Origin of the sequence: Nitrospirillum amazonense, assembly GCF_029594735.1 — a bacterium.
GTDB lineage: Bacteria > Pseudomonadota > Alphaproteobacteria > Azospirillales > Azospirillaceae > Nitrospirillum > Nitrospirillum amazonense.
This window is the reverse complement of the sequence record NZ_JARPAF010000002.1, coordinates 1,204,374-1,216,131: the sequence shown is the minus strand read 5'-3', so window position 1 is coordinate 1,216,131 and position 11,758 is coordinate 1,204,374. Positions and strand designations below refer to the sequence as shown.

Sequence of the window (11,758 nt, the reverse complement as noted above, 5' to 3'; positions counted from 1 at the left end):
GTCCGGACGGACGATGCCCCACCATCCCGGCCCATAAACTTGTAAATTTAAATAAGGAATTGCCCGGATGTCCGCGCCTGTGCCCCCCCGCACCGCCGACCTGCACCCGTCGCTGGGCGCCAGCCTGTCGGGCACGAACCTGGAGCGGGCGGGGGATCACAACCAGCGGGTCATGCTGCAGGCCATCCGCGTCAGCGGCCCCATCACCCGGGCGGAGCTGGCCACCATCACCGGCCTGACGGCGCCGGCCATCGCCAACATCACCAAGCGCCTGCTGAACGACGGCCTGATCATGGAAGTGGGGCGCCTGCACGGCGCGCGCGGCCAGCCGGCCATGCGCCTGGCCATCAACCCCGACGGCTGCTATTCCATTGGCGTCAATATCGACCGCGACCATGTTACCGTGCTGGTGCTGGACCTTCTGGGCCAGGTGCGCCATCGCGCCACCCTGGACGTGGAATTTCCCCTGCCCGACACCGTGACCGCCTTTTTCAAGGAACAGGTGGACGCCCTGCAGGCTGGCGGCACCTTCCCGCAGGACCGCATCGTCGGCATCGGGGTCGCCATGCCCGACGACCTGGGGCGGGTGAACCTGCCCAACCGCCCCGCCAGCTATGAAGCCTGGAACACCGTCAACGTCGCCCGGCTGTTCTCCGCCATCCTGCCCCTGCCGGTGTTCCTGGAGAACGACGCGGCGGCGGCGGCCCTGGGCGAACTGCAGTTCGGGCACGGTCTGCGCGATCCCAGCTTCTTCTACATCCTGATCAGCCGGGGCCTGGGGGGTGGCATGGTCATTGATGGACAATATTTCCGCGGCGCCCAGGGCCGCAGCGGTGAGATCGGCTTCCTGCCGGTCTCCTCCCCCCGCACGCCGGCGACCTCCTTGCAGGAGGCGGTGTCGCTGTCGGCCCTGTTCGGCTTCCTCAAGGCCAACGGCTATCCGCTGTGCCAGCCGGACGAACTGGCCGGCCTGGACGCCGCCGGGCAGGCTCTGGTCGCGCAGTGGCTGGACCTAGCGGCGGAATTGCTGACCGTGCCCATCATCGCCGTCAGCTGCCTGGTGAACCCGGAAGCCGTCTTCCTGGGCGGGCGCCTGCCCACCGCCCAGCTGGACCGTCTGGCCCAGCTGATCACCGAGCGGCTGCAGGCCCATGCCGGCACCATCCCGGTCATTGCCCCGGTCTACCGGGCCGCCACCGCCATGGACGCGCCGGCGGTGGGGGCCGCCATCCTGCCCTTCAACGACCGCCTGCTGCCGTCGCGCACCGCCCTGATGAAAACGGCCGCCGCCTGATGGGCCCTCGCGGGGCAGCTCTGAACCATCTAAAAGATTAATATTTCAATTTTAATTTTTAACGAACCGCTTTATGGTCCGCCTCGGTGGCCGGCCGTAACGATTGCCTCGTGCGGGACAACGGCAAAAGAGAATAAAAGGCCCACATACCAAGGGTGTTCGCATGCCGTCAGCAGCTCTCCTCGACGCCGCCGCCGTGCGCGGCCAGCTTAAGGCCTGGCTGGTGGAGCAGGCTTATCCCCTGTGGTGGGAGGTGGGGGCGGATGGACGGCACCTTCGTCGAAGAGGCCGCCCCCGCCAGCAGCTTCTACCACATCGTCTGCGCCATCCAGGAACTGGACCGGGCCCTGGGCACGGCGGGCCATCCCGGTTGATCCCGGCCCAGCACCGCATTAGCCTCGCCGCACAAGCAATAACTGGGGCAGTGACAATGCGGCATTTGATCGTCCTGATGGGGCTGCTGACGGCCACGCCCGCCCTGGCGGCGGTGGAGCGGGTGGAGATCACGGAGCGCACGGTGCTGGCCGATGGCATCCCCTTCGGCACCGTGGGCCCCTACGAGAAGATCCGGGGCACGGCCTGGATCGCGCTGGACCCCGCCCTGCCGGCCAACGCGCGCATCACCGACCTGGGCCTGGCGCCCAAGGACGGCCACGGCCATGTCGTCTTCGCCACCGACTTCCTGATGCTGCGCCCCACCAACGCGGCCGGCCGCAACGGCGCCCTGTTCTATGACGTCAACAACCGGGGCGGCATCGCGGCCCTGGGTCAGGTCAATGGTCACGGTCCGGCGCACAACGACCCCACCACCCTGGCCGACACCGGCAACGGTTTTTTCTTCAAGCGCGGCTACACCCTGCTGTGGTCCGCCTGGACCTGGGACGTGCAGCCGGGCGGCCCCGGTGACAAGCCCTTCATCCTGAAGCCGCCCGTGGCGCGGGAGAAGGACGGCAAGCCCATCCTGGGCAAGGCGGCCTATGAGTTCATCGTCGATAAACCGGCCGAGGCCGCAGCTTACGTCGGCATGAAGGGCGTCCCCTACCCCTTCGCCACCGAAGGCGCCCCCGACGCCGTGCTGACCGAGCGGGACGCACCGGACGCGCCGCGTCATCCCATCGCGCGCAGCGCCTGGACCTTCGTGGACAACCCCGATGGCGGCCTGCCGGTGGAGGTGCGCATGAAGGGCGGCTTCCAGACCGGCAAAATCTATGAGGTGGTCGTCCCCTCCCGTGATCCCTACGTGGTGGGCGTGGGCTTGGCCGGTATCCGCGACCTGCTGTCCTTCTTCAAGACCCAGCCCTTCGGCGGGCAGCAGCCGCTGGACCGCGCCCTGATCTTCGGCATCTCGCAGTCCGGGCGCGTCATCGATACCATGCTGTACAATGGCTGGAACCGGGATGAGGAAGGCCGCCCAGCCTTCGACGGCGCCTATGCCCAGGTGCCCGGCGCCGGCAAGGGTGCCTTCAACCAGCGCTTCGGCATGGCCACCCGCCACTTCAGCCCGCTGGTGGAGCAGATCTACTTCTCCGACGCCTTCCCCTTCACCACCACGCCCTCCACCGACCCGGTGACGAAACAGACCGGGTCCCTGCTGGACGGCGCGCGGGCGGCAGGGCCGCTGCCCAAGATGATCTTCGCCAACACCTCGGCGGAGTACTGGAACCGCTCCGCCTCCCTGCTGCACATCACGCCGGACGGCGAGGCGGACGCCGCCATCGACCCGTCCGCCCGCATCTACCTGCTGGCGGGGTCGCAGCATTACGTCGGCCGCAGCCATGAGCGCTGGCCATACACCGCCTGCGTCAACACCACCAACCATTATCCGGTGGAGCGCGCACTGGTGGTGGCGCTGGACAACTGGGTGCAGGGCAAGGCGGCGCCGCCGGACAGTGCCGTGCCCACGCTGGCGGACGGCACCCTGATCAGCGCCGACGCCTACAAGGCCGCCTTCGCCAAGGTGCCCGGCCTCACCCCGCCGCTCAGCCCCCTGATGCCGCCGCGCCTGGATTTCGGTCCGCGCTATACGCAGGGCATCGCCGATACCGTGCCCCCGGCGCGGGGCCAGCCCTATCCCACCCGCGTGCCCGCGCCCGACGCCGACGGCAACGATCGGGGCGGCATCCGACAGGTGGAGCTGGAAGTGCCGCTGGGTACGCACACCGGCTGGAACCTGCGGGCGCCGGAGACCGGCTTCGGCGCCTACCAGGGCCGTTTCGATGGGTCTTTCGTGCCCTTCGCCCGCACGGAGGCGGAGCGCGCGGCCGCCCAGGATCCTCGGCCGTCGCTGGCCGCCCGCTATTCCACCCGCCAGGATTTCCTGGACAAGGCGAAGGCCGCCATCGCCCGCGAGGTCGCCGCCGGCTGGGTGCTGGCGGAGGAGGCGGACAGTCTGCTGGCCGACCAGGGTGCGCTGTACGACCGCATCATGGCCCACGACCCGGCCGATGCCGGCTGCGGCTATCTCTTTCCCGGCTGAGCCGCACCTGGTCGCGACGTGAGCGCCCGGTGGGAAAAATCGCTTCGCCGAGCGCAACGCTCATTCCCGGAATAATCTAGGGATTCCAATATCCCTACCCGGATATGGTGGAAAATTGCCGCTGTTCACCGGGAAGGGATATCCATGTCGATGACCGCCAAGACCAATTGGCCCCACATCGAGGCGGCGCTGGACCAGCTGCTGGATTTGCCCACGAGCAGCCGCTCGGCCGCCCTATTGCGTCTGGCCGGCGATGACGCCATCGTCCTGGCTGAATTGCGCACCCTGCTGGCGCAGGCAGAGCGGGATGAAACGTGGCTGGACCGGCCCGCCGCCCTTGGCCCTGCCGACGGCATCGCACCGCCTCCCTTTAATGGACTGTCGCCGGGCCAGAGGGTCGGCGCGTATCGCATCATCGGCGTCATCGGCCGGGGCGGCATGGGGGAGGTCTATCGCGCGGAACGGGCCGACGGCCATTTCGAGCAGCAGGTGGCCCTGAAGCTCATCCGGCGGGATGCCATCGACCATATCGACCGCTTCCAGGCGGAGCGGCAGATCCTCGCCACCCTGGACCACCCGGCCATCACCCGCATCCTGGACGGCGGACTGCATGACGGCCAGCCCTACATGGTCATGGAACTGGTGGAGGGGCAGTCCATCACCGCCTGGTCCCGCGATTGCGGGATCGGGCTGGACGGCCGGCTCACGCTGTTCCTGGCTGTCTGCGACGCGGTGGCCTACGCCCACCGCAACCTGATCGTCCATCGCGACCTGAAGCCCGGCAACGTGCTGGTGACGCCCCAGGGGCAGGTGAAGCTGCTGGATTTCGGTATCGCCAAGCATATCGTCACCGGTGACGGTGGCAGCCCCGAGACCCTGCTGGCGCCCCTCACCCCCGGCTATGCCGCGCCGGAGCAGCTTCTGGGCGGCCCGGTCAGCACGGCCACCGACGCCTATGCGCTGGGCATGCTGCTTTACGAATTGCTGGCGGGCTCGCGGCCCTGGACGCTGGAAGGCATGCCCCTGGCGTTGGCCGTCCGCGCCGCCTTGCAGGAGGTGCCGCCGCCCCTGTCCCAGTTCGCCGCACGGTCCGATGGCGCCCCGCCAGTCCCCGTGAAGGATCTGACGGGCGACCTGGACGCCATCGTCGCCAAGGCCCTGCGCAAGGAGCCCAGCCAGCGTTACCAGACCGTCGACGAGCTGACCCGCGACATCCAGCGCATGCGCCAGGGGCGGCCGGTCTCCGCGCGCACCGGATCCCGGCTGTATGTCATGGGCCGCTTCGTTAAGCGCCATCGGCTACCCATGGCGGCGGCCGGCCTGCTCACCCTGGCCATCCTGGGGGGCCTGGGCGGTGTCACTTGGCAATATTTGCGAGCGCAACAGCAGGCCAATCGCGCCGAAACCATCAAGAATTTCGTGTTGAGCCTGTACAGCGGCCGCGATCCCGGTTTCCCCAAGGACAAGAACCGCCGCGACGTGACGGCGGAAAAGCTGCTGGACCTGGGCGCCGACCGCATCGGTCGCGAGTTCGCGGGCGATCCCGAACTTGAGCTCGAATTGTACACGTTGACGACCCAGCTCTACGAGGCTTTGGATGACCGCGACCGGGCGGCGCAAATAATCGAGAAAAAGGTCGCCGCCGCCCGCGAGGCGTATGGTGAGGCGACCCCCATCGTCATCGACGCCATGCTGGCCCAATGTGCGGACGCATGGCGAGCCGGCGACCTGGCCTCCGCGCAACGGCTTTTGGACAAGACGGACGTCCTGCTCCGCGCCGCGGGCAAGAGCGCAGAGGACATCCGCCCGCGCTGGTGGCTGAACAAGGCGCAGATGTTGTCCAAGCAGGAAGCCGGCAGCGCCGCGCACCTGGCCGCCCTGGATGAGACACTGAAATCCTTCGAACGCTACGCGCCCGACCATTTGTTCCATGTGACAGCGTTGCAGGCGGCGGGACTGGCGCAGGCACAGGTCGGGAATTTCGAAAAGTCCGCGGCCCTGTTCCAGCAAGCCCTGGACCATTTCAGTGCCCTGCCGGCCACCGAGCAAGACAACGACACCCTGATCACCTTGCTCTATAACCAAGTCAGCGTGTTGCAGCGCACCGGGCGTCTCGATGACGCGCGCAAGAACCTGGAAAGGGTGTCGGCTTTGGCCTTGGAATCCCAGGGCGTCTCCGCGCCCTATTGGATGAGTCTCGCGCAGCTGGCCCGGATGCTGGAGCTGCGGGGGTCGCGGGCCGAGGCCATGGCACAATTCGCCAAGATGCTGGAGGTGTTGCCCAGCAACCCGCCGTCGCCGGCGGACTATTCCAACATCGCCCGGCTCATCCATGCCGAACGCTTCATCGTTGAAGGTGTGGCGGCCGAGGCTCTTCCCTTTCTGGAAGAGTTTGAAGCACGCCTGATGACGACCGGCGGCCTGGGCGCCACGGCGCGGCGGGTCCATGCCCTGCTGGGGCAGGCCTATGATCAGCTGGGCCGGGCCGGGCAGGCGCGGGGCGAGTTCCAGAAGGCCCTCGACGCCTACGCCGCCACCCCCGCCAATCCAGAGGCGCAGGATTTGCGCGGCCGGTGGGGCTGGTTCCTGCTGGACCAGGGTGATCCCGGCGCCGCTGGGGTTTTCGACGGGATCGTGGCCGAAGCGGACCCGATGGCCACGGTCTCCATCGCGCCAACGCTGGCCTGGGCCGGCCGGGCCCGCCTGGCGTTGGCTTCGGACGATATCGCGGCGGCGAAGGCCGCGGTGGACCAGGGATTCACCGCCTATCAGCAAATCCGTGCCCTGCACGACGTGCGCATCCACACCACCTTGTTGCTGACCCGCAGCGCGGTGCGCCTTGCCGCCGGCGACAAGGCAGGGGCTCGGCAGGACGCGGCTCTGGCGCTGGCCGACGCCCAGCGGACCGACGCACCGGACAGCCCCGCCATCCGCCAGGCGCGCAACGCCGTGATCGCGGCCGGGGCGTGAGGGGGAGCGAATGCCTATGGACATGTCGACGAACGCGACCCAGGACTGGGAACGCATAGAGGCGGCCCTGGACCATCTGCTGGACCTCCCCGCAACCGAGCGGCCGATGGCCCTGCTGCATCTGACCGGGGGCGACGCCGGGCTGCTGGCTAAGTTGGAACGACTGCTGGACCAGATGGTCCGTGACGAGACCTGGCTGGACCGGCCCGCGCTTGAGGGTCCGGGTCACTTCGACCCACCCGGGACGGCCCCGGCCGTGCCTTTCGCCAGCCTGGCGCCGGGCCAGCGCGTCGGCGCGTATCGCATCATCGGCGTCATCGGCCGGGGCGGCATGGGGGAGGTCTATCGCGCGGAACGGGCCGACGGCCATTTCGAGCAGCAGGTGGCCCTGAAGCTCATCCGGCGGGATGCCATCGACCATATCGACCGCTTCCAGGCGGAACGGCAGATCCTCGCCACCCTGGACCACCCGGCCATCACCCGCATCCTGGACGGCGGGCTGCATGACGGCCAGCCCTACATGGTCATGGAACTGGTGGAGGGCCAGCCCATCACCGCCTGGTGCCGCGATCGCGGGATCGGGCTGGACGGCCGGCTCACGCTGTTCCTGGCTGTCTGCGACGCGGTGGCCTACGCCCACCGCAACCTGATCGTCCACCGCGACCTGAAGCCCGGCAACGTGCTGGTGACGCCGCAGGGGCAGGTGAAGCTGCTGGATTTCGGCATCGCCAAGCGCATCGTCAGCGGCGAGGAAGGCGACCCCGAGACCCTGTTGGCGCCCCTCACCCCCGGCTATGCCGCGCCGGAGCAGCTTCTGGGCGGCCCGGTCAGCACGGCCACCGACGCCTACGCCCTGGGCATGCTGCTCTATGAGTTGCTGGCCGGCGCTCGGCCCTGGACGCTGGAGGGCATGCCCCTGGCGCTGGCCGTCCGCGCCGCCTTGCAGGAGGTGCCGCCGCCCCTGTCCCAGTTCGCCGCGCGGTCCGATGGCGCCCCGCCGGTGCCAGTGAGGAAGTTGGCAGGGGACCTGGACGCCATCGTCGCGAAGGCCCTGCGCAAGGAGCCGGGCCAGCGGTACGGGACCGTCGACGCCCTGGCACGGGATGTGGAGCGCATGCGCGACGGCCTGCCCGTCACCGCCCGGTCGGGGTCTCGGCGCTATGTCTTAGGGCGCCTCATGAAACGTCATCGCCTGCCCCTGGCCGCCGCCGGCTTGCTGGCCCTGGTCGTCCTGGGCGGCTTGGGCGGCGTCACCTGGCAGTATTTGCGGGCGCAAAAGGCCGTAACCCGGGCGGAAACCATCAAGGCCTTCGTGCTCAGCCTCTATGCCGGCCACGACCCCGGCTTCCCCAAGGACAAGCAGCGCCGCGACGTCACGGCGGAAAAGCTGCTGGACCTGGGCGTCGATCGTATCGAACGGGAATTCGCCAAGGACCCGGAACTGGCGTTGGAACTCTATGGCATCACCAGCGACCTCTATACCGCGCTGAGCGATCCGGAGCGCACCGCGCAGGTTGTGGAAAAGCGGGCCACGCTAGCGCGCAGGGTCTATGGCGAGAGCCACCCCTTGGTCATCGAGATGATGCTGCGGCAGACGTGGAACGCCATCATGGCCGGCGACCTGCCCCAGGCAAACGACCTGCTGGCCAGGACGGATACTCTGCTCCGTACGTCCGCTCAGGATAAATCCGCGGTGCGTGCCTACTGGCTGCTATGCAAGGCGGAGGCGCTGCATGGCGCCCCCGGCACCGTCGCGGTCCGACGTGGATATGTCGACCAAGCGGTGGCCCTTTACGAACAGTACGCGCCGGACCACCCCTTCTATCCCTCGGCGCTGCAGAGCGCCGCTATCCTGCACAAACGGATGGGCGACTATGCCGACGCCATCGCCCTATACGACAAGGCCCTGGCACGCTTCAGCCAGAGCGGCGACAACGTCACCCTGGTCTATATCCTGATCAACCGGGCCAACGCCCTGGAACCTGCGGGCCGGCTGGACGAGGCCCAACAGAGCTATGAGCGGGCCGCTGCCGTGGCGCTGGACACCGTGGGGCAAGGTGGCATCTACTGGACCGCCCAAGCTCGCTTGGCCACGCTGCTGCACCGGGAGGGACGGCGGGATGAAGCCATGGCCCTGTTCGAAAGCCTGACCAAGGTGGTGCCACGGGAGGCGAGCGCCGATCAGCTGCCGGAGATGGTGTGGCAGGCCTATGCCGAGGCCCTGACCAATGAGGGCCGTGCCGACCAGGCCATTCCTATCCTGGAGCGCTTGCGCGCCATTTTCGAGAAGCGCCGGACCGATGAGAGCATGCTGCGCATGCTGTGCTCCCAGTTGGGCAGGGCCTACGGCATGGTTGGGCGCGCCAGCGAGGCCCGGGAACTGCTGACCCGGGCCGCCGCCGACTTTGCGGAGGCGGAACCCGGCAGCTTCGAGTTGCTTGAGGCGGAAGGCCGACTGGGCTGGTTCCTGCTACAGGACGGCGACCAGGACGGCGCCAGCCGGGCCTTCGATGCCATCCTGGCGTTGCAGGGGCGGGTGCAGCCGGCTTCGCCCAACGTGGCCTTGGCCTGGGCCGGCCGCGCCATCCTGGCCTTGAGGTCGGGGGACAAGGCGGCGGCAATGTCGGCAGCGGAGCAAGCTTTCGCCGCCTACGACGAGGTGAAGTCCCTCCACAATGTCCGCATCCATACCAGCCTGCTGCTGACCCGCAGGGCGGTACGCCTAGCTGACGGCGACCGGGCGGGCGCCGCGCGCGACGCGGCCACGGCGCTGGCCGAGGCCCAGCGCACCGACGCACCGGACAGCCCGCTCATCCGCCAGGCCCGCGATGCGGTGGCCGCCGCCGAGGAGAAGAACCAGGCCCATTAAAAAATTTATATGCCCCCTGTCCGGTTTGATCCGGCCGCCGGGTTTTCCTTCGGGTGAGTTATCCCGCCGAACAGAGTGCCCAGCAAAGGAACCTCGGCGCCACCTGGAAGGAAGTCCCGGACATGTCGTATCCCGCCCTTCAGGCCGATTATCCAGCGGCCGCCTTGAGCCTGCCCCATCCCTTTCCCGCCGACGGAGGCGCCGACGATGCCGCGGACCTGTCCGTCAGCGACAGCGCCGGCCTCGGGGGCCACAAGACTAGCGGCCAGATCGCCCAACTGGCGCGGCGCTTTCATCTGCCGGCAGGCCCCCGCCTGTCGGTCGATTGCCGTCATGCCGACGCCAGCCTCAGCGTCACGCGCCTGCACTCGCCGGCTGACGATCACCGTCCCACCCTGCCGTTCGATCCGGAGGACACCTTCCTCGTCCTGCTGCAACTGGCCCCCCTGCCCCACCACCGCGCCTGGCGGGAGGGACGGGAGGCGCCCGTCAACGCCTATGCCGCCGGCGGGGTCTCCATCGTACACCTGGAACAGCGGCCGCGCTGGCTGATGACCACCGCCTTCGACATGCTGGCGATCTGCGTGCCCCGGGCGGCGCTGAACGAGCTGTCCCGGCGTTATGACGCCCGGCTCATCTCGACCCTCGCCTGCCCCGGCGGCAAGGTGGACGAGGACGCCTTGCGCCTGGGTGCTTGTCTGCTGCCCGCCCTTGAGCACGGTGCCGGCGGGGCGTTCTTCGTGGAACACGTCATCCTCGCGCTCTGCACCCACATCGCCCAGCGCTATGGTGGATTGGAACACCAGGTCCGCGCGCGGGGCGGCCTCAGCCCACGCCAGGAACGGCTGGCCAAGGAAATGCTGCTGGCCTCCGTTCAGGATGGACGGTCCTTGCGGGAAATCGCAACGGGGTTGGGCCTATCCCCGGGCTATTTCCTGCAGGCCTTCCGCCAGTCGGTGGGGGAGACGCCGCATCGCTGGCTGACGGCCTGCCGGCTGGAACATGCCAAGCGCCTGCTGGCGGAATCCACGATGCCCTTGGTGGAGATCGCCATGGTCTGCGGCTTCAGTGACCAGTCCCACCTCACCCGCGTCTTCACCCAGCATGTCGGCAAGCCGCCGGGGGCGTGGCGACGGGGTCTGCGGTAGGATAGGGGGATCAAGGGGCCGGCTTGACCAAACGGGGGTCTGCCATCGGAAGGGGCGCGGATGTTGGTGCACCGCGGTAGAGTGTGGCTATGCTAGCCCTGTGGCGGCCGTCCGCCGCACCCCACGCCACCGCCGCCCCGCCCGCCCCATGTCCCCCGCCCGCCCCATGTCCGACACCCTCCAGGATTTGATCGTCCCCAGCGATGATCCAGAAGTCGTCCGCACGGCCGACGCCCTGCTGCCGCTGTTCTATGAGGACCTGCATCGCCTGGCACGACGGGAACGGCGGCGCCTGCCGGCCAGCGACACCTTGCAGACCACGGCCTTGATCCATGAGGCCTACCTGAAGCTGCGCGGGACCGCCGGCTTCAACGACCATAGCCACTTCCTGCGCGCCTCCGCCCTGGCCATGCGCCATGTCTTGGTGAACCGCGCCCGCGACCGCTTAGCCGCCAAGCGGGGCGGCGGGGCCGCGGCCCTGCCCCTGGACGACGATCTGCTGGCGCACGGGTCCGCCGAGAGTGACGCGCGCATCCTGGAAGTGAATGACGCCCTGGGCCGTCTGGCCACCCTGAACCTGCGCCTGGCGCGGGTGGTGGAATGCCGCTTCTTCGCCGGCTATAGCGAACTGGAAACCGCCCAAGCCCTGGGCATCACCGACCGCACTGTGCGGCGCGACTGGACCAAGGCCCGCGCATGGCTGCTGCACACCCTGTCCATGGATGCCGGGCGGTCCATGGATGCCGAAGGGGGCGCCGGCCATGGCGACAAGGCCCGGTTGGAACCGGCCTGAGCGCCGCCAGCCGGTTTCCTGTTCCGATGCGATCGCCCGGGGCCCAAAAAGCGAAACCCCCGCCTGCGCAATGCGGGCGGGGGTTTTGGGATTTGGTTGCGGGGGCAGGATTTGAACCTGCGGCCTTCAGGTTATGAGCCTGACGAGCTACCGGGCTGCTCCACCCCGCGGGAATGTGTGCTGGGGGAGGCGGGCATTGCGATGAGGG

6 protein-coding genes and 1 tRNA gene are annotated in these 11,758 nt (G+C 68.5%); 6 read left to right on the top strand and 1 reads right to left on the bottom strand.

Annotation, left to right across the window (positions count from 1 at the left end):
• Nucleotides 1-67 precede the first annotated feature (67 nt).
• From P5F91_RS11715 to P5F91_RS11690, 6 genes are all read left to right on the top strand, one after another.
• Complete coding sequence (locus P5F91_RS11715) at nucleotides 68-1,294, top strand: ROK family transcriptional regulator (protein WP_145609742.1); 1,227 nt, start codon at nucleotides 68-70, stop codon at nucleotides 1,292-1,294.
• Nucleotides 1,295-1,724: 430 nt separating this feature from the next.
• A complete protein-coding gene (locus P5F91_RS11710) occupies nucleotides 1,725-3,770 on the top strand; it encodes an alpha/beta hydrolase domain-containing protein (protein WP_277907235.1) in 2,046 nt (681 codons plus the stop codon).
• Nucleotides 3,771-3,914: 144 nt separating this feature from the next.
• Complete coding sequence (locus P5F91_RS11705; RefSeq protein ID WP_145609745.1) at nucleotides 3,915-6,740, top strand: serine/threonine-protein kinase; 2,826 nt, start codon at nucleotides 3,915-3,917, stop codon at nucleotides 6,738-6,740.
• Between the two features lie 16 nt (nucleotides 6,741-6,756).
• Nucleotides 6,757-9,609, top strand: a complete 2,853-nt coding sequence (locus tag P5F91_RS11700) for a protein kinase domain-containing protein (RefSeq protein WP_277907234.1) — start codon at nucleotides 6,757-6,759, stop codon at nucleotides 9,607-9,609.
• A gap of 122 nt (nucleotides 9,610-9,731) precedes the next feature.
• Nucleotides 9,732-10,757 carry a helix-turn-helix transcriptional regulator gene (locus tag P5F91_RS11695; RefSeq protein WP_277907233.1) on the top strand — a complete coding sequence of 342 codons (1,026 nt, stop codon included), beginning with the start codon at nucleotides 9,732-9,734 and terminating at the stop codon, nucleotides 10,755-10,757.
• A 166-nt stretch (nucleotides 10,758-10,923) separates the two neighbouring features.
• On the top strand, nucleotides 10,924-11,550 hold the full coding sequence (locus tag P5F91_RS11690) for an ECF-type sigma factor (protein ID WP_277907232.1): 627 nt from the start codon (nucleotides 10,924-10,926) through the stop codon (nucleotides 11,548-11,550).
• Between the two features lie 93 nt (nucleotides 11,551-11,643).
• On the opposite strand, the gene P5F91_RS11685 is transcribed toward P5F91_RS11690, so the two are convergent.
• Nucleotides 11,644-11,720, bottom strand: a tRNA-Met gene (locus P5F91_RS11685).
• Between the last annotated feature and the right edge of the window lie 38 nt (nucleotides 11,721-11,758).